This is a genomic window from Lacisediminihabitans profunda (assembly GCF_008040105.1).
Taxonomy (GTDB): Bacteria; Actinomycetota; Actinomycetes; order Actinomycetales; family Microbacteriaceae; genus Lacisediminihabitans; species Lacisediminihabitans profunda.
On sequence record NZ_VRMG01000005.1, the window covers coordinates 711,882 to 734,123 of the forward strand.

18 protein-coding genes are annotated in these 22,242 nt (G+C 69.6%); 11 read left to right on the plus strand and 7 right to left on the minus strand.

Annotated features, from left to right (window positions below):
• Window positions 1-270: 270 nt before the first annotated feature.
• Window positions 271-1,215, minus strand: coding sequence for a phosphodiesterase (locus tag FVP33_RS07890; RefSeq protein WP_147783044.1), 945 nt, complete (start codon window positions 1,213-1,215; stop codon window positions 271-273).
• A gap of 294 nt (window positions 1,216-1,509) precedes the next feature.
• On the opposite strand from FVP33_RS07890, the gene FVP33_RS07895 reads away from it, so the two are divergent.
• Window positions 1,510-3,702 carry a DEAD/DEAH box helicase gene (locus FVP33_RS07895; protein WP_147783045.1) on the plus strand — a complete coding sequence of 731 codons (2,193 nt, stop codon included), beginning with the start codon at window positions 1,510-1,512 and terminating at the stop codon, window positions 3,700-3,702.
• Window positions 3,703-3,723: 21 nt separating this feature from the next.
• On the opposite strand, the gene FVP33_RS07900 is transcribed toward FVP33_RS07895, so the two are convergent.
• Window positions 3,724-5,127 (minus strand): maltokinase N-terminal cap-like domain-containing protein, encoded by a 1,404-nt coding sequence (locus tag FVP33_RS07900; protein WP_246142224.1) that lies wholly within the window; start codon window positions 5,125-5,127, stop codon window positions 3,724-3,726.
• A 588-nt stretch (window positions 5,128-5,715) separates the two neighbouring features.
• Between FVP33_RS07900 and FVP33_RS07905 the strand changes: the two genes are divergently transcribed.
• Window positions 5,716-6,120 (plus strand): hypothetical protein, encoded by a 405-nt coding sequence (locus FVP33_RS07905; RefSeq protein WP_147783047.1) that lies wholly within the window; start codon window positions 5,716-5,718, stop codon window positions 6,118-6,120.
• 1 nt (window position 6,121) lies between these two features.
• Here FVP33_RS07905 and FVP33_RS07910 read toward each other — a convergent pair whose 3' ends face one another.
• From FVP33_RS07910 to FVP33_RS07920, 3 genes are all read right to left on the minus strand, one after another.
• Window positions 6,122-7,012: an aminodeoxychorismate lyase gene (locus tag FVP33_RS07910; RefSeq protein WP_147783048.1), complete on the minus strand. Its 891-nt coding sequence runs from the start codon at window positions 7,010-7,012 to the stop codon at window positions 6,122-6,124.
• Between the two features lie 568 nt (window positions 7,013-7,580).
• Window positions 7,581-9,068 (minus strand): MFS transporter, encoded by a 1,488-nt coding sequence (locus FVP33_RS07915; protein ID WP_246142225.1) that lies wholly within the window; start codon window positions 9,066-9,068, stop codon window positions 7,581-7,583.
• Window positions 9,069-9,124: 56 nt separating this feature from the next.
• Entirely contained in the window at window positions 9,125-10,318 is a 1,194-nt protein-coding gene (locus FVP33_RS07920) for a DUF2510 domain-containing protein (RefSeq protein ID WP_222706649.1), read from the minus strand.
• A gap of 268 nt (window positions 10,319-10,586) precedes the next feature.
• Here FVP33_RS07920 and FVP33_RS07925 point away from each other — a divergent pair, with 268 nt between their 5' ends.
• Window positions 10,587-11,576 carry an alpha/beta hydrolase gene (locus FVP33_RS07925; RefSeq protein WP_246142226.1) on the plus strand — a complete coding sequence of 330 codons (990 nt, stop codon included), beginning with the start codon at window positions 10,587-10,589 and terminating at the stop codon, window positions 11,574-11,576.
• Between the two features lie 62 nt (window positions 11,577-11,638).
• Complete coding sequence (locus FVP33_RS07930; protein ID WP_246142227.1) at window positions 11,639-12,577, plus strand: alpha/beta fold hydrolase; 939 nt, start codon at window positions 11,639-11,641, stop codon at window positions 12,575-12,577.
• A gap of 7 nt (window positions 12,578-12,584) precedes the next feature.
• Here the strand turns inward: FVP33_RS07930 and FVP33_RS07935 are convergent, their stop codons facing one another.
• Window positions 12,585-13,349 carry a glycosyltransferase family 2 protein gene (locus FVP33_RS07935; RefSeq protein WP_147783050.1) on the minus strand — a complete coding sequence of 255 codons (765 nt, stop codon included), beginning with the start codon at window positions 13,347-13,349 and terminating at the stop codon, window positions 12,585-12,587.
• 110 nt (window positions 13,350-13,459) lie between these two features.
• On the opposite strand from FVP33_RS07935, the gene FVP33_RS07940 reads away from it, so the two are divergent.
• From FVP33_RS07940 to FVP33_RS07950, 3 genes are all read left to right on the plus strand, one after another.
• Window positions 13,460-14,617 (plus strand): inorganic phosphate transporter, encoded by a 1,158-nt coding sequence (locus FVP33_RS07940; protein WP_147783051.1) that lies wholly within the window; start codon window positions 13,460-13,462, stop codon window positions 14,615-14,617.
• Window positions 14,614-14,820 (plus strand): hypothetical protein, encoded by a 207-nt coding sequence (locus FVP33_RS07945; protein ID WP_246142228.1) that lies wholly within the window; start codon window positions 14,614-14,616, stop codon window positions 14,818-14,820. The genes FVP33_RS07940 and FVP33_RS07945 overlap by 4 nt, the downstream gene beginning before the upstream one ends.
• A 132-nt stretch (window positions 14,821-14,952) precedes the next feature.
• Window positions 14,953-16,488 (plus strand): aspartate ammonia-lyase, encoded by a 1,536-nt coding sequence (locus FVP33_RS07950; RefSeq protein WP_147783236.1) that lies wholly within the window; start codon window positions 14,953-14,955, stop codon window positions 16,486-16,488.
• A 16-nt stretch (window positions 16,489-16,504) separates the two neighbouring features.
• On the opposite strand, the gene FVP33_RS07955 is transcribed toward FVP33_RS07950, so the two are convergent.
• The gene (locus FVP33_RS07955; protein WP_147783052.1) at window positions 16,505-17,980 is read right to left on the minus strand and encodes an AlkA N-terminal domain-containing protein; all 1,476 of its coding nucleotides are present in this window, start codon (window positions 17,978-17,980) and stop codon (window positions 16,505-16,507) included.
• A 73-nt stretch (window positions 17,981-18,053) separates the two neighbouring features.
• On the opposite strand from FVP33_RS07955, the gene FVP33_RS07960 reads away from it, so the two are divergent.
• Genes FVP33_RS07960 through FVP33_RS07975 form a run of 4 tightly spaced genes read left to right on the plus strand, consistent with a single transcriptional unit; the run spans window position 18,054 to window position 22,115 of the window.
• Entirely contained in the window at window positions 18,054-18,971 is a 918-nt protein-coding gene (locus tag FVP33_RS07960) for a ribokinase (protein WP_147783053.1), read from the plus strand.
• Window positions 18,968-20,350: an FAD-binding oxidoreductase gene (locus tag FVP33_RS07965; RefSeq protein WP_147783054.1), complete on the plus strand. Its 1,383-nt coding sequence runs from the start codon at window positions 18,968-18,970 to the stop codon at window positions 20,348-20,350. The genes FVP33_RS07960 and FVP33_RS07965 overlap by 4 nt, the downstream gene beginning before the upstream one ends.
• Before the next feature lie 39 nt (window positions 20,351-20,389).
• Window positions 20,390-20,929, plus strand: coding sequence for a hypothetical protein (locus FVP33_RS07970; RefSeq protein ID WP_147783055.1), 540 nt, complete (start codon window positions 20,390-20,392; stop codon window positions 20,927-20,929).
• Window positions 20,922-22,115 carry a PrsW family intramembrane metalloprotease gene (locus FVP33_RS07975; RefSeq protein WP_147783056.1) on the plus strand — a complete coding sequence of 398 codons (1,194 nt, stop codon included), beginning with the start codon at window positions 20,922-20,924 and terminating at the stop codon, window positions 22,113-22,115. Before FVP33_RS07970 ends, FVP33_RS07975 begins: the two co-directional genes overlap by 8 nt.
• Window positions 22,116-22,242 lie beyond the last annotated feature (127 nt).

A 22,242-nucleotide genomic window follows, 5' to 3' on the forward strand; every position in this document is an offset into this window, starting at 1 on the left:
TCTCGGCTTACCGTGTCGGGCGCGTTCATTCCCCTCGCGGCGGGAGTAATCGCCGGCCGTGGCGGGGAAAAGTGCCCGCGGAGGGAGTCGTGCCTCCCGCCGCGACGTAGTTTCCCCGCCGCGAGGTGGGGAGGGCGTGGACTTCTCCCGCCGCGACGCGATAGCTCCCGTCGCGAGGTGGGGCGGGCGTGGATAGCTCCCGCCGCGAGGCGGGGAACGGCCGCCGCAGCGCGAGACGGCAGGCGGCCCCAGGCGCAGAGACCGGAAGGGCTAGACCGTCGCGAGCTCGCGCGTCGGCGGGTGCAGTTCCTCGTCCGGGAGCACCGGCCCATTGACTCGTGGCGGGATGGTGACGTTCTCCCTGGCGAGGATCTCCGCCGTCTCGGCCGCGCTCACGAACGACACCGGAGCGTACCGGCCGATCGGGACGACGGAGTGCAGAACCGTGTTCTCGTACACGTGCACGAGGTTGAAGGACTGGGCACCGTCCTGGCCGCGCGTTCCGCCCACCGGTACATTGAGGTCCTGGGTGTAGCAGGTCGCCGAGGCTACCGACACTGGGACGCCGGCGAACGTCGACGTCGTCGAATAGTGCAGGTGACCGGCGATGATGGCCCGCACATCCGAACCGCGCACCACCTCGGCGAGACCGTTCTGCTCGCGGAGCTCGACGAGCACGGCGAGGTCGAGCACGCTCGGCACCGGAGGGTGGTGCATCGCCAGGATGGTCCCGTGCGGGGCGGGGGAGGCGAGTTCCTCGGCGAGCCAGTCGAGCTGCGAGTCGGAGACGAGGCCGTGGTGATGGCCGGGAACCGTGGTGTCCAGGGCGATGATGCGAAGTCCGTTGATGTCGTGCACCCGGTCGACCGGGGTTGTGGTGGGAAACTGCCCGAGCAGCCCGCTGCGGAAGTGACCGCGGTCGTCGTGGTTTCCCATCACCCAGACGACCCGCGAGCCGAGTCTGGCCGCCGCCGGCTCCACGATCGCCCGGAGCTTGGCGTAGGCCTCCGGGTCGCCCTTGTCGGCGAGGTCGCCGGTGAAGACGATCGCCTCCGGGTGAGAACCGGATGCCTCGAGGTCTGCGAAGAGGGAGCGAAGGTGGGATTCGCTGTCGACCGCGCCATACAGTGGACCGTCCCCGGCGACGAAATGCGTGTCGCTCATGTGGACTATGAAGTGATCGGGCCTGGGAAACTGGGCCGTATAACCGGTCATGTATCAATCACACCACTCCAAACTGGCCAGCGGGTGAACGGTAGGCGGCGATCCGCACCCCAGTATGCGGGGCGCCGTGCGTGCGCGAATCGCGATTTCGGGCCTAAACTGGCCTGAGCACTCGACGAAACCCATCATCGTCTCGACCTCGGCACCCGAGTCTCTCTCGGTACCGATCTGCTCGAGCCCGGTGTAGTCGAGTCAGGATTCGGCGCCTGGCAACTCGGCAGCAGGTCCCTCATCGGGAGGGACCAGGCCTTCGTCAGCCATGGTGCCCATAGATGCGGGAGAAGCATGGCTCGGTCCGGCCAGGGTCAGTCGGGGCAAGGCAAGTCGACGGGGAGAAAGCAAGCCTCCACGCGAAAGCCGGCCCAACGCCAGACGACGCAGCGCGCGTCGTCGCGCCGTTCGAGGGGGGCGGATGACGCCGGGGTGATCCCCGTGCTCGCCCGAGCCGTGCGTGAGGTCGAGGGCGCCGCCGAACGTGGCAAGGTCGGACCCACGAACCGCACGAAGTTCCAGGTAATCGCACTGCTCATGCGCGAGGAGCGTGCGAAGGCGAAGACCGACAAGGAACTCACCGACGCCGAGCGCACCGAGACCCTCAAGCGCCTCGACGGGGTGGCCACGATCCTGGCCAAGACCGCCGCCCGCGACACCTCCCTCATCCAGCTTCTCGCCGAAGAGACGGCCGTGACGGATGCCGCGCGCACTCTCCGGCGGGACATGCTGATCGCCGCGGGAGTCGAACTCTCCCCGGACGAACTGCTCATCGTGCGCGAACCGGAGCCGGTGGCTGCCGCCGCCGAACGCGCCGTCTTACCCCAGTCGGTGATCGCGAGGCAGCTCTCCAACCCGTTCCTCGCCCCGGACTTCAGCCAGCCGGTCAAGGCGGCCCCGGTCGCCCGCCGGCTCGCCAACTGGGAGCTTCTCGAACCGCTCTTCCGGGCATTCGAGTACGGTTCGGGCGGCAACGTCGCGAGCATGGCGCTCCCGGAGCCTACGGCCGCGGACCGCAGGGTGCCCGACGGCCTCGAGCTCTTCCACCACCAGGCCGAATTCGTCGCCAGCGCGAGGGCGGGTCACCGTGCATACCTCCTCGCCGACGAGCCCGGCCTCGGCAAGACCGCGCAGGCGCTGCTCGCCGCGCAGGTCACCAACTCGTATCCGCTCCTCGTCGTGGTGCCGAACGTCGTCAAGATGAACTGGGCACGGGAGGTCGAGCTCTGGACGCCGAAGCGGACAGCCACGGTCATCCACGGCTCGGGGGAGAACCTCGACGCGTTCGCAGACGTCGTGATCGTCAACTACGACGTGCTCGACCGGCACATCGGCTGGCTCGGGACCCTCGGGTTCAAGGGCATGGTCGTCGACGAGGCGCACTTCATCAAGAACCGCGACTCGCAGCGCTCCAAGCACGTGCTGGCGCTCGCCAAGAGCATCCGAAGCCGTTCGCCGCGCGCCCTGATGATCGCCCTCACCGGAACGCCGCTCATCAACACGATCGAGGACTTCCGCGCGATCTGGCAGTTCCTCGGCTGGATCGACGGCGAAAAGCCGACGGCCGAGCTCATGGAACACCTGGAAGACAACGGGCTCACCCCGGCCGACTTCGGCTTCTTCGCCGAGGCACGTCAGACGGTGATCGACATGGGAATCGTGCGCCGCAAGAAGATCGACGTGGCGGCCGACCTGCCCGCCAAGCGCATCGCCGACCTCCCGGTGGAACTCGACGACGATCTCGGCCGGTCGATCCGGCAGGCGGAGCACGAGCTCGGACTCCGGCTTCTCGCGCGCTACACCGCGCTGCTCAAGGCCCGCTCCGAGACCTCTGATACCGCGCACCCGGAGCTCGTGCGCATGGTCGCGAAGGCAGAGCTGGAGGAGTCGAAGGCCGCGAAGACGGGCGAGAACGTCTTCACCATGGTCCGCAAGATCGGCCAGGCCAAGGCGGTGCTCGCCGCGGACTACACGGCGCAGCTCGCCCGCTCGGTGGGCAAGGTCGTGTTCTTCGCCAAACACATCGACGTGATGGATGCCGCGGAGGAGACGCTCGCCAAGCGCGGTCTCAAGACTGTGTCGATCCGGGGCGACCAGACGGCCGCCTTCCGGCAGGCGCAGGTCGACGCGTTCAACAACGACCCGGGGGTCTCGGTCGTGGTGGCCTCCCTCACCGCGGCCGGTGTGGGGCTCAACCTGCAGGCGGCGTCGAACGTCGTGCTCGCCGAACTGAGCTGGACGAGTGCCGAGCAGACCCAGGCGATCGACCGGGTGCACCGCATCGGCCAGGAGGAGCCCGTGACCGCGTGGCGCATCATCGCGTCGCAGACGATCGACGCGAAGATCGCCGAACTCATCGACAGCAAGGCGGGCCTCGCGGCTCGGGCCCTCGACGGTGACGACTCGGAGATCGCCGCGGAGTCCAGCGTGCAACTCGACGCCCTGGTGCACCTGCTCGAGCAGGCCATCAGCGAGGCGGCCGCCTGACCCAGTGCGCCGGGCGGGCGATCAGGACTGCGTGGCGCGTTCGATGAGCCTCGTGATCGCGTCGCGAGGGATCGACAGCCAGGCCGGCCGATTGCGCGCCTCGTAGACCGCCTCGTAGAGCGCCTTGTCGATCTCGAACGCGTCGAGCACGGCTCGGTGGGCGCGCACGTCGCGGCCGGAGCGTTCGATGTAGCCGTCGAGGAAGGCACGACGGCAGGCGAGCGCCCACTCCGTCACTGACCGCCCGGGCTGGCTGAGGGCTATCGACCCGGCCACGTAATCGAAGGAACGCAGCATGCCGGCGACGTCGCGCAACGGGATGTCGGGGAGTGATCGTTCGGTCATCGGGCGCAGCGGTTCGCCCTCGAAGTCGAGCACGACCCAGCCGCGGCCGGGGACCGCGAGCACCTGGCCGAGGTGGAAGTCGCCGTGGATGCGCTGCAGCGGCGGCCACGGGCTCGACGCCGCGCGCACGTAGACCTCACGGAGCGCCTCACGGTAGACGGCGAGGCTCGGCACCTGGGCCGCCGCCATCTCGAACCGCTCGCGCATGTTCGAGACGATCTGCACGATGTCGGCCGGCGTGGTGGCCCGCGACGGCAGGGCCGTGGCGAGGGTGCGGTGCATTTCCGCGGTCGTCTCGCCGAGCGCCCGAGAGGGTGCGGTGAAGTCCTCGCCGACGTCCGCCGCCCTCAGGGCCACCCGCCAGGCATCCTGCACCCCCGGCAGGAACTCCTCGGCGAACGCGAGGTGGCCGGTCGCGAGACCGTGGGGTTTTCCGCTGTCCCGCCACTGGCCGGTGAGGTGGCCGATCACGCGCGGCGCGACTGTCGATCCCGCCGTGCCGAGGGCCTCGGTGAGAACGACATCCGGGTTGTCGCCGTCGTGCAGGGCGCGGAAGAGCTTGCAGATGACCGGGGAGCCCGGGCCGTCGCCGCGCAGGACCGTCTCATAGACGATCGACGTGTTCGACTGTTCGCCGCCGAGCACTCGCGATGACACGACCCCGAGGCCGTCCCCGTACGGGTAGCGATGGCCCCGGGCGGCGAGACGGCCCGAGGTGCGAGGGTCCTGCACCTCGCGTTCGTCGAGTATCAGCCTGAGCAGCGCGGTCGCGTAGGCCGGGTCGAATGGTCCGTCGTAGATATGGGTGGACCCCGACTCATCGACCAGGGTGGCGACGAGGCCGCTTTCCCCGCCCGGAAGAGGAGTTCGGCGTTCAGTGAGGGGAACCTGGTAGAGCACCGGATTGGCGGCGTGGTCGAGGATCAGGTGGACGCGAATGGAAACCTGCCCGTGCGAGCCGTCTGACACGTCTTCGAGCTCGAATCCGCCGATGTCCTCGAATCGCGGTGCTCGCCCCTTGCCGGCGTACCAGCGTTGGGTGACGATCCACGCTTCGAGGTAGTCGGGGATCCCGTTCACGTGCACCTCCATGGGCAAGCGGTCGATCCGCCCCTTTGTCACCATACGCAGCAAGCCCCGTGGGGGACACCCTTGCAGCCGGGTGTCCGGGAAATCATCACCGCACACTCAGGTTCGGCCTCCCGGGACCCGGGCCTCAACTCTCTAGTGAAACTTGACGGGTTGCGCCGAGGAAGGGGCGGGGCTATTTTGGTGGCACGGAGCAGATCTAACAGTCTCTCTAACGAAAGGCTTCGGTCAGCCACACTGCGGCAGTGCTGCATTGGCCCCGGAGCCTTTCGCTCTGCCGGCCCGGAATCTCGAGCCCGGCGGCAGCGGTACACGGCGTGTCCCCCTTTCGGCCAACCCCCTTTCGAGGGCGCCCCTCACTGGGGGCATACACGGGCGGCACGGGTGCCATATTCTCGAACTACGCAACACCGGGGGACACCTGGGTGGCGGTGATTTCGCGAATGTCGCATGCTGGATACGGGGGTATTCCAGCGGGAGGCAGTCGCAGCAAAGAAGTCACCGCCCCCAAGTTTTTGGCTCCGACCCGGGTGCGTTCCGTTCCAGCAGACAACCAGTCGCAGACACGATAATGGTGTGATGGTTTCTCGGACCCTCGCCAATGATCTTCGACTGGCCGGCGTGCGCTGGCGCCCGGCATCCGGAGACACCTTCGTCATCGCCCGGGAGGGCTTCGAGGGCGACGTCTTCGTGGTGAGCGACATGACCATCGAGTCGCACGAGTTCGAGACCGGCACGATCCTCGGGTTCAACGGCACCACCGAGTGGGCACTCGACTCGGTCGCCCTCGAGGATGCGCTCTGGTTGCCGCAGGAACACCAGTTGCGCGCGCTGCTCGGTGGCACCTTCCGGTCGCTCGTGCGCACCGCCTCCGGCTACCGCGTCGAGCTGAGTGTGGGGGGCGAGGCGACGATCGTCGAGGCGGAAGAGGCGGATGACGCCTACGCCGAGGCGCTCCTGACCCTGGTCTACGCCGCGCTCTGACTCATTCCCGCAGCCCGAGAAGGTGGGCGTTCATTCCCGCGCTGAGCGCGTGGTCGACGGGGAATGGCATGCCGTCGAGTTCGCGCACCGGCGCGGCGAGCCGCACGCTCGAGACGAGCCACGCGGCATCCGCCTGCCGGAGGGTCTCGGGAGTGGCGCGCTCGAAGCCGGTGCCGAGGCCGAGCGATTCCGCCCACTGGAAGATGCTCGACTGGGTCGTGCCCTCGAGGATTCCGAGCCCGGTGCCCGGGGTGAGCAGGCGATCGCCCGACCGGTAGACGACGGTCGAGGTGGGACCCTCGAGCACGAAACCGTCGCTGGAGACGAAGATCACGTCATCCGCCGAGCGCCTCGCCGCCTCGCGCAGCACCGACCGGTTGATCGCGTAGCTGAGCGTCTTGGCCCCGGCGAGCAGCCAGGGGGAGGTCTGCTCCACATCGTGACGGTAGCCGCGATCGAGCATGACCACGCGGAGGCCGTCGACGCGCGCGGAGTCGTAGTCCGCGCCGAGGCTCGCGTGCACCCAGCCGGTCGGCCTGCCGTCCCCCTCGACCCCGCGGGTCAGCACGGTCTTCACCGAGCTCTCGGGCACGGCGCCCAGCTCGGCGATGGCGGCGAGGATCGCCGTGCGCCAGACGTCGGAGTCCGGCGTCGGGAGGTCGAGCGCCGCCGCCGACCTGGCGAAACGCCGCAGGTGGTGCTCGAGCGCCTGCGGGTGGCCGTCTCCCACGCCGATCGTCTCGAACACCCCGTCGCCGCGCGTCACGCCCAGGTCGAGGGCGCTCACCTGGGGCAGCGCCGGGTCGACGAGCGCGAACGTCGGAGCGCCGACGAGATGCGGCGGAGCGTCTGCGGACGGCTGGTTGAGCATCAGGAGAACGGAGTTCGGCATCTCACCATTCTGTCGGTTCGCCCGCCGGCCGATGACCGGGGATCGTGGTCATCCCCGTGCGCCGGAGGCTGGACCGTCTCGGCCCTCTGGTTGTGCCGCCTAGTGGTGCCGCCCGCGTCGGTCGGGCCGTGTTCTGCGGGACGGGCCCCGGAGGTGTGGGTGCCCACCCCACAGACTCTGGTTGTGCAGGACAGCTTGTGCAGGACAGCTCGGGCAGGGTGTGGCGACCCGAAGGGTTCCGGTCTGCAGGACGCTCCCGTGGGTTCTGCACCTTGCGTCATCGCTGTCCGCCCGAGGCGTCCTGCGCAACCCGTCCTGCCGTCCTGCAGAACCCGTCCTGCACAACTGGAGTCTGTGGGGTGGGCACCCGTCGACGCCCGAGTCGTCCTGCACAACGCGTCCTGCACAACTGGAGTCTCGGGGTGGGCACCGGTGGGACGCCCGAGCCGTCCTGCACAACGCGTGCCAGGGGCAAGGGAGTGCCGCACAGTGGCGGAGACACAAGCCCCACCGCCAACGGAGCCCGCCCACCCATCAGCCGGCTAACCAGCGTCCCTAGGCAGTGCGGCTAGGCGCGTTGGATGGGGATGCTCGCGGTGCCGGGAAAGCCGGTGCCGCGGGTGGGAATGAAGGCTCCGATGATAACGCCGGTGAGGGCGACGCCGGCGCCCATCGCGAACACGAGCTGGAACGCCTGGGTGGTGGGGATGCCGATGCCCCCATCGAGCACGAGGTGGGACGACAGAATCACTCCGACGAGGGTGGCGGCGACCGTGGAGCCGAGCGTGCGCATCACCGAGTTGAGGCCGTTCGCCGCGGCCGTCTCGTTCGGCGGCACCGCCCGCATGATGAGGGTCGGCATGGCCGCGTAGGCGAATCCGACCCCGACGCCGACGATCGCCGAGATGAGGATCACGTGCCAGATCGCCCCGTGCAGCCAGACGGCCAGGGCGAAGGCCGCCGTGATGATGGCGCCGCCCAGGATCAGGCTCGTGCGGGGGCCCCGGGCGTTCGACAGTCGAGCGGCCACCGGCGACAGGAAGAACATGATGAGGCCGAGCGGCATGAGGCAGAGGCTCGACACGAGCAGCGACTGGCCGAGTCCGACACCGGTGGTGGTGGGCGCCTCGAGCAACACCGGGAGCGCCGCCGTGGTGATGAAGAAGGCGAAACCGACGGAGATGGAGGCGAGGTTGGTGAGCAGCACCGGCCGCCGGGCCGCGACGCGAAGGTCGATGAGCGGGTCGGTCATCCGCAACTCCACCGCACCCCAGATCAGGAGCACCGCGATGCCACCGATCAGCAGTGACAGCGTGACGGGGCTCGTCCAGCCCCACTCGTTGCCCTTCGACACGGCCAGCAGGATGCCCACGAGCCCCACAGCGAAGCCGACGGCCCCCACGAAGTCGAACCGGCCGCCCGCGCGGAGCGTGCTGACCGGCACGATCGTGCCGACGAGCACGATCGCGACGACGGCGAGCAGGAGCGCCAGCCAGAACAGGTAGTGGTAGTCGAAATTCTGGGCGATCACCGCCGCGACGGGAAGGCCCACCGCGCCGCCGACGCCCAGGGTGGCGCTGACAAGCGCGACGGCGCCGCCGAGGTTCTTGGGGTGGATCACATCGCGCAGGATGCTGATCCCGAGCGAGATCACGCCGAGCCCGACGCCCTGGAGCACTCGGCCGACGATCATCGGGATGAGGGTGTTGGACAACGCGCTGACGATCGAGCCGCCGGCCATGATGATCAGCAACACCAGCACGATGCGGCGCTTGCCGTACATGTCGCCGAGCCGACCGCTGATCGGCGTGGAGATCGCTGCCGCGAGCAGCGTGGAGGTGAGCACCCAGGTCGAGTCGGCCGCAGTGGTGTCGAGGAGGGCGGGCAGGTGCGGGATGATCGGCGTCACGAGCGTCTGCATGAAGGCCGCGATCAGGCCGGTGAGCGCGAGGGTCGTGGTGATGGCCCGGTCGCTCGGTCGCCGGCTCAGCCGCTTGCGCTCGGCTGCGCTGAGGACGCCGCCGCTCTGGTCGTTGGTGTCTCCGGCGTCTGTCACTGGTCAACCCTACGCCGCGTATCCGACCCGGCCGTCGCCCCGCGCGGTCCGAACGGCTAGCGCGAGAGGGTGTAGATGCCCCAGTCGTCGACCTTCCAGTCGATCCAGCCGTTGACCCGCTGGAGGCTCACGGTGACGTCATACGAGTCGCCCTTCGTGCTCGTCGCCGAGCAGCTGAACGTCTGTCCGACCAGCACCGGGGGAGTCGTGGGGCACGTCACCGCGAGGTTCGCGCCGATGATCGACGCCTCGGCCGCGACCTGCTGCTCGGCCTCCATGCTGAACGCGCCGGGGAGGGCGGAGATCAGCAGTCCGGGAACGACCAACACCGAGCCGAGCTGGAGCAGACCGAGGCCGGCCCAGACGAGCAGCGGGGCCAGGCCGAAGCCGGCGACCCGGCTCACGCTCATCGAACGCACGATGAGGTAGACCGGGGCGGTGAGGAGCGCCCACGCCCAGCTGGCGGGACGTTCGTGGCCCGCTCGCTTGAGCAGCAGGTAGTCGATGATCGCGAGAATCAGGATGAGCAGGTACGGACCGCCCCAGATCGTGGCGGTGATCCCGATCCCGACCGAGGACCCGAAGCCGAGCAGCAGGAGCAGGCTGACCACGAGCTGCAGCATCGGAACCAGCGCGATGATCCAGATGGGAGCGGTGTAGATCGGCAGCTTCTCGACCGTCGTGACGCGAGCCGCCGGCTCCGCAGCGCGGGTGCGCTGGCGCTCCTCGTCGATCGGGTCGCGGTCGAAGACCTGGCGCGCCGATTGGGTGCTGCTCTGCGTGGACTGGGTGCTGGGGGACGATACGGCGCTCGCTGCGGCGCGAGGGGTGAATCGGGTGTCCATGTCGTCGAGGCGCTCATCGACGATGTCGGCCTCGAGCGTGGGAGGGGACGCCGGGTTGGGCTCCGCCGCGGCCTGGCGCACCTCGGTCTGCTCCGCTTCGACGGCCAGCGGTGCCGGCGGCTCGAGCTCCTTGAGCGTCACGGTGAGCGGGGCCTGGGCGGCGACGGCATCGCGCGCGTCGTCCGCGTCGGTGGCGAGGTGGGCGTACTGCTCATCGCGTTCGCGCTGTTCGCGCTGCTGGCGGCGGGTCGGAAGCTCGTCGTCCGCGTAGGCGAGCCGAGTCGGCTGCTGCATCACGAGCGGCGGGCGGGCCTCGGTCGTGAGCTCGGTCCAGGCGTGATTGTTCCACCAGCGCAGCTGGGGCAGACCCATGGGGTCTGGATACCAGCCTGCCGGTACCGTCACGTCATCCTCGAACATACTGCCCTCCGCAGTCGGCCATCGACGGCCAGATTACTGGGAATCGCCTAAAGCAGACATTCCCCTGGGGTGTTACATATTCGGGTACGGCTAATCTATCGGGCCGCGACCCCGCGCGGGAGGGCCTGCGGCCGGGGAGGTGCCCCCAATTCGGGGCCGCGATTCCGGGGAAACCGGGCCGAAATGGCCCGGCCGGGCCAGTGCCCAGCTTGCTCCCAGCGCTATCTCGGGAGCGACCGGTAGCGTCGTCAGCATGGGAGATCCGAAAGAGTCGAGTGTCGCGTCCGGCGGAGCCGCTCGATCGATTCTGAGACGGGTTCCCGTCTGGGTCTGGCGAAGCCTGATGGCGCGACTCGGCCCGAGCGAGCGGGTACGGCTCAACGTCGATCCGATCACGACCGTGGACTACGTGTCAGACGTCGACTTCGTCGGCGACGGCATCCGCGAACACCGCCTCGACGTGATCTCGCCGAAGGAGTCGCATGGCCCGTTGCCGGTCTACGTGTACTTCCACGGCGGGGGCTGGACCTCCGGCGACAAGTCGGCACTCACCAAGTACTGCGCGAGCCAGGCCATGGCGGGAATGGTCGTGGTCAACGTGAACTACCGCATGGCCACGTCGTTCCGCATGTCGCACATGCTCGAAGACGCGGATGCGGCGCTGGCCTGGGTCTCGGCCAACATCCGCGAATTCGGAGGCGACCCGAGCCGGGTCGTGCTCGGCGGGGACTCGGCCGGTGGCCAGATCGCCGCCCTGTACTCCTCGCTCGTGGTGGACCACCGCCTCTCGGGCCACTACTCCCTCGAGCCCTCCCTCGACCGTTCCAGCCTGCGCGGACTGGTGCAGCACTGCAGCGCCGTCGACTTCTCGGTGATCTTCGAGCGCGGCTTCATCCTGAGCCTCGGCTTCATTCGCATGCTCCTCCCGCACGGCGGCCGCGGCTCGGCCCTCAGGTCCGCCGCGCGCTACCTGTCGCCGATCGAATGGGTCGGTGCCGGGCACCCTCCGGTCTTCGTCACGACCTCCGAGCGCGACTACTTCTACCGGGCGAACCTCAACTACGTCGCCCGCCTCCGCAAGCACGGCGTGCCGGTCGACACGGTGATCTTCGAGCGGGCCAGCCGCAACACCGAGCACACCTGGCAGCAGGACGCGCGCTTTCCGGAGTCCCAGGAGGTCTATCGCAGGCTCCAGGAGTTCGTGGGCCGCGTCGCGAGCCCGGCGAAGGTCGTTGCGCACTAGCCAGTCGCGCAGTGACCGCGGAGCTCGGCCTGGATGCGCCGCCGTGGGGATACATTGGGCGAGTGACTAGCGGAGAAGGCTCGACCGCCGGAGCGGACCCCGAGGGCTTCGGTTCGTCGGCGATCGACGAGGCCGCGCGGCTGGACGCCGCCCTGCCGGACATCGACTGGACGGTTCCGCCGCCCGGCGCGACCGCCTTGGCGTTTAGCGCACCGAGCGGCGACCTGAGCATGCTGACGATCGGCGACCCGGGAAACACGCGGGTGGTGCTGGTCCCCGGCGTCACCGGGTCGAAGGAGGACTTCACGCTCATGCTGCCCGGGCTCGCCGCGGCGGGGTACCACGTGCAGACCTACGACCTGGCCGGCCAGTACGAGTCGGCGTCGGCCGGTCCGCAGAACCTGCGTCCGCCGCGACCGCGCTACGACTACGACCTGTTCGTGGGCGACCTCATCGCCGTGCTCGAGTCCGGTCAGGCGCCGGCACACGTGCTCGGCTACTCCTTCGCGGCGAGCGTCGCGCAACTGGCCTACACCCAGCGCCCGGAGCTCTTCGCGAGCCTCACCTTCCTGAGCGCTCCGCCCCAGCCGGGTCAGGCCTTCCGCGGGGTGAGCAGGATCGGCCGGCTCAGCTGGCTGGCCCCGGGGCGGGTGGGGGCGTCGCTGATGATCTGGGGGATCAAGCGCAACTTCGTGAAGGTGAGCCCCGGCCGCCTGCGGTTCGTCAACATCCGGTTCGCCGCCACCAGATTCGACTCGGTGAGCGACATCATCACTCTCATGAAGCGCACGCCGGATCTCCGCGGCGAGCTCGCGGCCTCCGCCATCCCCAAGCTCGTGGCGGTGGGCGAGCACGACCTCTGGCCGCTGAGGCTGCACACCGGGTTCGCCCGCGAGATCGGCGCCCAGCTCGCCGTCTACCGCGCCGGGCACAGTCCGTGCGAGACGTCGCCCAACCAGCTCAATCGCGACCTGCTCGCGCTCTTCTCCCGGGCCGGGTAGCCAGCGCTCAACCGGTACGAGGGCGCTCGTCGGCCTCGTGCTGCCTCGCCCAGGCGCGCCTCGCCCGGAGCCTCGGGAGGGGGCGTTGTTGGCTGAAGTCCTTCGACAGGGTCGGGGTCACCCAGGAGAGTCGGCGAGCGAGGGCGCTCCACGAGTCGAACGGCCGCGCGGACACGGCGACCCTGAGGGTGGGGTCGTAGATGACGCTCATGTCCGGCTCGAGGTGGTAGCTGAGATCGAGATCGTCGTGGATGTGGGGGAGCGAACGGTTCACCCTCCCGCGAACCCGCTGCCACACCCGGGAGGGCATCGCGAAGTTCGACCCGAAGAGCGGCGGGTGACCGAGCATGGCTCCCACGAACACGAACATGCCGCCGATGTAGATCGTGCGGGCCACCCAGCGCACGAACCGGTTGGATCCGTAGAAGTCGCCCGGACCGGTGATGCAGGCGAGACCGTCGGTGTCGACGAGGGCGGCCTCGATCCGCTCCAGCCAGTCCCTGGGGGGAACGGAATCCGCGTCGAGCCTGGCGATGATGTCGCCGCGCGCGGCGTCGTAGCCGGCCGCCGCCGCCGGGAAGATGCCGCTGACCTGTTCCGTGATGACCCGCGCGCCCCCGGCGAGACCGACCTCCGTCGTGTCGTCTGTGCTGTCGTTGTCCACGACGATGATCTCGTCCGCCGGCCTCGACTGCGCGGCGAGGGCCGCGAGGCAGACCCTGAGCATGGGCGCATCGTTGAAGACCGGGATGACCACGGAGATGGTTGCCATGATGGCTCGACTCTACGCCGAACCGGTTTCCGGCCGTGCCCGGCCCTCCGGTGAGGCCGGCGTTTATCTCCGGGTTGCCTCCCGTTCCGCTTCCTGTAAGACTCTGGCCAGTGGACATCTCAGTCATGGTCGCGCTGGTCATCGCACTGGCTCTCTTCTTCGACTTCACGAACGGGTTCCACGACACCGCCAACGCGATGGCGACCCCGATCGCGACGGGCGCACTCAAGCCGAGGATGGCCGTGGCCCTCGCCGCGGTGCTCAACCTCGTCGGCGCCTTCCTCTCCACCGCCGTCGCGCAGACGATCTCGGGCGGGCTCATCCGAGAGGGGTCGAACGGTGTCCAGATCACGCCCGTGATGATCTTCGCGGGCCTCATCGGCGCGATCCTCTGGAATCTCGTCACCTGGCTGCTCGGGCTCCCGTCGAGCTCGAGCCACGCCCTGTTCGGCGGGCTGATCGGCGCCGCCGTCGTCGGAGCCGGGTTCGGCTCGATCGACGTCTCCGTGCTGCTGTCTAAGGTCGTGTTCCCGGCGATTCTCGCCCCGGTCACCGCCGGTCTCGTGGCGTACCTGGCGACGAAGATCGCCTACGCCGTGACGAAGAAGAAGCAGCGGGGCCGGTTCCGCTACGGGCAGGTGTTCACGTCGTCGCTCGTCTCGCTCGCCCACGGCACGAACGACGCGCAGAAGACCATGGGAGTGATCACCCTCACCCTGATCGCCGCCGGCACGCAGAAGGCGGGCACGGGCCCTGCGCTCTGGGTGATCGTGGTCTGCGCGCTCGCGATCGCCATCGGCACGTACACGGGCGGCTGGCGCATCATCCGCACCCTCGGCAAGGGGCTCACCGAGATCGAGCCGGGTCAGGGATTCGCGGCAGAGGCGGCGACGACGGCGACGATCCTGGCGTCGACCCACCTCGGGTTCGCCCTCTCGACCACCCAGGTTGCCTCCGGCTCGGTGATCGGAACCGGCATCGGTCGCAAGGGCGCGTCGGTGCGCTGGCGCACAGCCGGGCGCATCGCGGTCGGCTGGGTGATCACCATCCCCGCCGCCGGCCTCGTCGGCGCGCTCGCCTCCTGGATCGCGCTCGCCGGGATCGTCGGCATCCTCGCGGATGCCGCGGTGGCCGTGGGGGTCATCGTCTGGATCTTCGTCTACTCGCGACGCAACCGGGTGCACGCCCAGAACGTGCACCTGGAGCCGACCGCCTTCGTGCGGCCGAAGAGACGTAAGAGGGACCGCACGGGAAGGACGGCGAAGTGACCATCGAATGGGGCAACTTTCTCATCGTGCTCGTCGCGTCCGTGGTCGCCGCGTGCGGGGTGGTCGCGCTCTTCTCGGTCGGCATCCGGCTCGTCTCGGCGTCCGGACCGTGGCTGCGCGCCACCGGGATCGCGTCGTTCGTGGCCTGCGGCGCGCTCGTGCTCTACGGCGTATACCTGATCGTGCCCACGCTGCATCGTTAGCCGGGAAACGCTCTGACGGGGGCGCCGGTAGACTCGATCTCGTCACCCAGCCACAAGCGATCTGACCGGCAATGGAGCCTAAAAAAAGTGAGCAACAACTCAGTGAACGACGACACCGTCAACGACGACCTGATGGAGAACGAGAGCCGGGTGCGACACCCCGCCCGGGTCGATGCCCCCCACGTCAACTACGCCTCGACCCACACCGCGCCACTGCCGGTGCGCTCCGCCACCCGCACCGAGACCGACTCGCTGGGATCGATGGAGATCCCGGCGGATGCCTACTGGGGCATCCACACGGCGCGCGCCCTCGAGAACTTTCCGATCACCCGTCGGCCGATCGCCGTCTACAAGGACCTGGTCGAGGCCCTCGCGCGGGTGAAGCAGGCCGCCGCCCGGGCAAACAAGGAGCTCGGGGTGCTGGATGCGGCGAAGGCCGACCTCATCGAGCGGGTGTGCGAGGAGATCGTGGCCGGCAACCTGCAGGACGAATTCGCGGTCGGTGTGATCCAGGGCGGTGCCGGCACCTCCACCAACATGAACACCAACGAGGTGATCGCCAACCGCGGCCTCGAGATCATGGGCTTCGAGTTCGGCGACTACCAGCACCTGCACCCGATCGACGACGTCAACCGCAGCCAGAGCACCAACGACGTGTACCCCACCGCGATCAAGCTCGCGATGGTGTTCGGGGTCAAGCGGCTCCTGCACGAGCACCGCAAGCTCACCGAGGCCTTCGCGCGCAAGGGCGTCGAGTTCGCCGACGTGCTCAAGGTGGGGCGCACCCAGATGCAGGATGCCGTGCCGATGACCCTGGGCCAGGAGTTCAGCGGATTCGCCCACACCCTCGCCGAGGACTTGGACCGGCTGGGCGAGACCATCCCGTGGCTCAACGAGATCAACATGGGCGCGACGGCGATCGGCACCGGCATCACCGCCGACCCCCGCTACGCCGAGGCGGTCTGTCGCCACCTGAGCGAGATCACCGGCGTGCAGATGGAGACGGCGGCCGACCTCATCGAGGCGACCTCGGACGCGGGCATCTTCATGACGCTGAGCGGCACCCTCAAGCGGGCCGCCGTCAAGCTGTCCAAGATCTGCAACGACCTGCGCCTGCTGTCGAGTGGACCGCAGGCCGGTTTCGGCGAGATCAACCTGCCGCCGCGCCAGGCCGGGTCGTCGATCATGCCCGGCAAGGTCAACCCGGTGATCCCCGAGGTCGTCAACCAGGTCGCGTTCAGCGTGATCGGCGCGGATGCCACGGTGACGGCGGCGGCGGAGGCCGGCCAGCTCCAGCTCAACGCCTTCGAGCCGGTGATCGCCCACAGCATCCTGCAGTCGATCGCCTGGATGACCAACGCGGACTACACGCTCCGGGTGAACTGCATCGACGGCATCACGGCGAACACCTCGAGGCTCGCCGCGCAGGTGGAGTCGTCGGTCGGGGTGGTGACCGCGCTCACGCCGTACATCGGCTACGCGGCCTCCGCGGCCCTGGCGCACACGGCGCTCACGACCAACGCATCGATCGCGGAACTCGTGGTCTCCGCCGGCCTGATGACCAAGGAGGAGGTGGCGCACGTGCTGTCTCCCGGCCGGTTGAGCGGTCTCGTGCCCGTCACCGGGGTGATCAACGTGGTGCAGCCGGTGGAGACCGACCGCGACTGATGCCGGTCGCGGGGCGCTAGCGCGCCGCCCACAGGTGCAGTCCGGCGTAGCTGCGCCACGGGGCCCAGCGCGTGCCGCGCGCGGCCAGCGCTCGGGAGGTCGGCGGTAGTCCGAGCCGACCGGCGCTGGCGAGCATGACGAGGTCGGTCGCGAGGAGCACGTCCGGGCTGCCCAGCACCCGCATGGCGAGGTAGCCGGCGGTCCACGGTCCGACTCCGGGCAGCGCGGTGAGGCGGGCGGTGAACTCCTCGGTGGTCATCCCCACGTCGATCGCGAGTGACCCCTCAGCCATCGCGCGGGCGACGCCGAGAACGCTCGCCACCCGGGAGGACGGCCCGCGGAGCACCTCACTGCCGTGCTCGGCGATCGTGGCGGCGGTGGGAAAGAGCCCGGGGGCCTCCGACAGCTCCCGTGCGAGCCTGGCGAGCACCGTGCTCGCCGCGGCGACCGAGATCTGCTGCCCGATCATCGTGCGGAAAAGGGCCTCCTCGGCATCGAGACTCCCGGGCAGCCGCAACCCCGGGCGAGCGAGGACGAGGGGCGCCAGCACCGGATCGCGCGAGAGCGAGGAATCGATCGCCTCGGAGTCGGCGTCGAGGTCGAGCAGCCGACGCACCCGGGAGACGAGGGTGGACAGGTCGGCGATGTTCTCGAGCCTGGCGGTGCAGAGCACGGCCGTCGGCCCGTCGAGACTCAGCTCGACCTCGCCGACGCCATGAGGCAGGCGTACCGAACGGCAGAATCGACTGGCATCTGCGGTCTCGATGCCGGCTATCGCGTGATCCGCGAGAAAGCGCATCAGGCCGGCGCCATCGAACGGGGCCCTGGCCGGCAGCCTCAGCGTGATGCTGGTGGGCTTCGTCGCGGTGGCAGCCTGACGGTGGCGCTCCGCCGCGCCGCCGCCGCGCGCCCGCAGCGCGGTCGGCGTCGACTCGTACACCGCGAGCATCGTGTCGTTGAATTGGCGGATGCTCGAGAAGCCGGCCGCGAACGCGACGTCCGCGACAGCGAGATCGGTGCTCACGAGGAGCGTGCGGGCGGTCTGGGCCCGGTGCGCGCGGGCGAGGGCGAGCGGGCCGGCCCCCAACTCGCTGACGAGCACGCGCCCGAGGTGCCGCGGGGTGTAGCCGAGTCGGGCGGCCAGACCGGGCACGCCGTACCGCTCGACGGTGCCGTCGGCGATGAGCCGCATCGCGCGGGAGGCCACGTCGTCCCGGATGTTCCACTCCGGCGAGCCCGGCACGGCATCCGGAAGGCAGCGCTTGCAGGCGCGAAGCCCGGCCTCGTGAGCGCCGGCGGCGGTGCGGTAGAAGGTGACGTTCGACGGCTTCGGCGTCATCGCCGGGCAGCTCGGGCGGCAATAGATGCCCGTGGAGTGCACCCCGGTGATGAACTGCCCATCGAAGCGCGAGTCGCGGGACGACATCGCCCGGTAGCGCTCCGCGAACAGCGGGTCCCTGGCCCGGACGGCGGCCGCTGGTGTGGAGGTCATTGCTCCACTCTCACACGGGCGCCCGACATTGACTAGCGGAAATCGGACACCGCGACGAGGCTACTGTGGGACCATGTCACGCGACTCAACAACGAATTCCCGCTCCGGAGTGACCGTGGTGGGCAGCGCGAACCGGGACATCGTATTCACCGTCGAACGCATCCCGCAGCCCGGCGAGACGATTCTCGCGAAATCGACCGCCAAGTATGCGGGAGGCAAGGGACTCAACCAGGCGGTGGCCGCCGCCCGAGCCGGAGCGGCCACGACGTTCATCGGCGCGCTCGGCCGCGACGAGGACGGCGAAGCGCTCGCCGGCACCCTTCGCGACGAGTCGATCGCCGATCACCTCGTGCGGCGCACCGATGAGCCGACTGGTCAGGCCTTCATCGTCGTCGACGGCTTCGGCGAGAACACGATAATCGTCGCCTCCGGGGCCAACGGTTCCTTCTCGACGGTCGGGTCGGCCGACCGGGAGGCGATCGGGGCGGCGAGCGTCGTGCTCCTGCAACTGGAACTTCCGCTCGAGCGGGTCGCGGAGGTCGCGGAGGCGGCCGGCGCGCTCGGCGCGACCGTGATGCTCAATGCGGCCCCCGCCCGGGCGCTGCCGCGAGGGCTGATGGCGAGCCTCGACTACTTGATCGTGAACGAGCACGAGGCGTGCGCGATCGGCGGATCCGACCGGCTGGATGTCGCCTCCGCGACCCTCGCCTCGCTCGTCGGCCGAGTGGTGGTCACCCTCGGCTCGGCCGGGGCTGTGCTCTACGACCGCGGGGCGGAACTCGTGCGAGTGGCCGCCCCTCGCGTCACCGCCGTGGACACGACCGGTGCCGGCGACACCTTCTGCGGGGCGTTCGCCGCCGCGATCGCGGACGGCCGGGAGTACGAGGACGCCGCACGATTCGCGACCGCGGCCGCCGCCCTCTCCGTGCAGTCGATCGGCGCGGTGCCCTCCATCCCGTTCCGGGCCGCGATCGAGGAGGCCGGCCGATGAGCACAGAGGAGGCCCTCGCCGCGCTGCGCTCCGCCGTGGGCGCGGCCCTCACGACCGACCAGCGGCGACTGGCGGCGCTCACCACCGACAAGTCCGGCCACGACTCGCGGTCCCTCCCGCTGGCGCTCGTGACGGCTCGCGGCGTGGAGGACGTGCAGGCGACCCTGCGCATCGCGAACGACCACGGCATCCCGGTGGTCCCGCGGGGCGCCGGTACCGGCCTCGCCGGCGGGGCGATCGCGAGTGCCGGCGATATCGTGCTCTCCACCCTCGCGATGGACCGAATCCTCGAGATCTCCGCGGCCGACGAACTCGCGGTGATCGAGCCCGGGATCATCAACTCGAAGCTCAACGAGGTGCTCGCGACCCACGGACTGTGGTTCGCCCCGGATCCGGCGAGCAAGGCGATCTCCACCGTCGGCGGCAACATCGCCACCAACGCGGGTGGCCTGCTCTGCGCGAAGTACGGGGTGACCCGCGAAGCGGTTCTCGGCCTCAAGGTGGTGCTCGCCGACGGCACGCTTCTCAGCCTCGGCCATCGCAGCGTGAAGGGTGTCACCGGCCTCGACCTCACCGCGCTGATGATCGGATCGGAGGGCACCCTCGGCGTCATCGTCGAGGCGACCGTGAAGCTGCGTGTGCTGCCGAGTGGACCGGTCGCCACGATCGGCGCCTTCTTCCCCAGCATCACCGCCGCCGCGGGGGCCTCCGCCGCGATCACCGCGGCCGGCCTGCGCCCGGCGGCGCTCGAGTTGCTCGATGCGGCGGCGCTCCGGGCGATCGACGCGCATCTCTCGCTCGACCTCTCCGCGCGGGGCGATTCGTGGCTGCTCGTGCAGACGGATGGAGCGGCGAGCGCGGCCGAGGCGCGGGCGGCGATCGAGATCATCCGTTCACACGGCGGAGACGCCGAGATCACGACCGATCGCGAGGAGGGCGAACGGCTCTTCGCCATCCGGCGCGCCTTCCATCCGGCGCTCGAGGCCCGGGGGACCGTGCTGATCGAGGACATCGCGGTGCCGCGCTCGGCCCTGCCGCAGATCTTCGCCGCGATCGTGGACATCGGTGACCGCTACGGCATCGAGATCCCCACCGTCGCGCATGCCGGAGACGGCAACCTGCATCCGAACTTCGTCTACCCGGCGCAGGAGAGCGGCGGCGTGCCGGATCAGATCTGGGCCGCGGCCGACGAGCTCTTCGTCACCGCGCTGCGCCTCGGCGGCACCCTCACCGGCGAGCACGGGGTGGGCATCCTCAAGCGGCGCTGGCTGGCAGACGAACTCGGCGAGGCGCAGCTCGAGATCCAGCGACAGATCAAGCGGGTGTTCGACCCGCGCGGCATCCTCAACCCCGGCAAGGTCTTCGCGCCGGAATCGTAACGTTGCGCGCCCGGAGCGGCGACTCCCTAGGCTGTTCGCATGACCTTCCTGCCGATGACCACGCGTGACGAACTGCCGCCAGAGGCGCGCTCCGCCGTCGAACGACGACTCGAGTTCGACGCTTCGCCCATCACGGCGCTCGAGTCGACGATTCTCGCGAACCCGGCGAGTTTCGCGGCGTACCTCGAGTGGTACGCCCTCCGGGAGGAGATCGCCCCCTGGATCGGCGAACGAGCCGTGTCTCTCTTCTCCTACGCGATCTCGGATGAGAACGACTGCGAGGTGTGTTCGCTCGCGTTCCGCAGGCTGCTGGTGGACTCGGGAGACGACCCGGACCGACCGGAGGTCACGGAGACCGAGCAGCTTCTCATCGACTGGGGCCGACTGATCGTGCGCAGTCCCCACGGCATCCCGGACGCGTTCTACGCGCGGCTCGAGTCCGCCTTCAGCCCGGAACGCCGCCTCACCCTGCTCGCGTTCGCCGGCCAGATGATCGCCGTCAACCTCATCGCCACCGTGGGCCGGGTGCCGCTCGACCCCGCTCTCGCCGCCTACCGCCGCCCGGGTCGGGATGTCTGAGCCCAGGCACGGTCGCCAGGGGGTCACGCCGAGCGACGACCCCGTCGCCGTCGTGCCCGGATCGGCACCGGTCCCGGTGCGCCGGGGGGCCGGAACCATCGTGCTGGCCATCCTGGGATTCCTGGTGCTCTCGGTGCTGCTCGTGGCGGTCGCGGGCTACCTCGTGCGCGTGCTCGGCCCCGGCACGCTCGCCATCTCCCTGGTGCTGGCGAGCATCCCGCTCGTGATCGTGCTGCTCGGCATCCGCTGGATCGACCGCTGGGAACCTGAGCCGCGCGGCGCACTGCTCTTCGCCTTCCTCTGGGGTGCCGCGGCCTCCATCTCGATCGCGCTCGTGTTCTCGGGGATCACCCAGTACTACGAGGCGGCGGCCGGGATTCCCCGGTCGGCCGGCTCCGAATTCTTCGCCGCGGTGTTCCAGGCGCCCGTGGTGGAGGAGTTCGCGAAGGGGCTCGGCATCCTGCTCGTCTTCTGGGCGATGCGGCGCACCTTCGACGGGCCGGTCGACGGCGTGGTCTACGGGGCGACGATCGCCATCGGGTTCGCGTTCACCGAGAACCTGCAGTACTTCGGGCTCGCGATCATCGAGGACCGCGGCTTCGGCAGCGACATCGTGCAGACCTTCCTGCTGCGCGCCATCCTCTCGCCGTTCGCGCACGTGATGTTCACGGCCTGCACCGGCCTGGCCCTCGGTCTCGCCGCCCGCCGCGCGAGCGGTCTCGGAGCCGTCGGCTACTTCATCGCGGGCCTCATCCCGGCCATCCTGCTGCATGCGTTCTGGAACAGCGCCGGCTACTGGGCGACGGACTGGTTCCGCTACTACTTCCTCGTGCAGGTTCCCCTCTTCGCGCTCGCGATCGTGGGGGTCGCCCGGCTGAGGAGGCACGAGCAGAACCTCACCCGGGAGCGGCTGGCCGAGTACGCGGCCGTCGGCTGGTTCACGCCCACCGAGGTCGGCCTGCTCTCGACCGCCGCCGGCCGACGGCAGGCTATCGCGTGGGCGTCGCGCTTCGGGTTGAGGCCCCAGTACGTCCGATTCGTGCGCACCGCCACCCGGCTCGCCTTCACCAGGCAGAGGGTGATCTCCGGCCGGGGATCGATCGGCGCCGGGCTCGACGAGTCCGACCTGCTTGCCGAGCTCAGCGCCAACCGCCGGGCGCTCGCCGCCCTCCCGTCGCCCGCCTGAGCACACCTCCCTGCCCCCCTTCCGAAATCCATGCAATCCTCGACCGCGGCGGCGTGTCATGCACCGACACACCGCACCTGGCGAAGGAAAGCATGGATTTCGGAAGGGGCCGAGAGCGAACACCGCC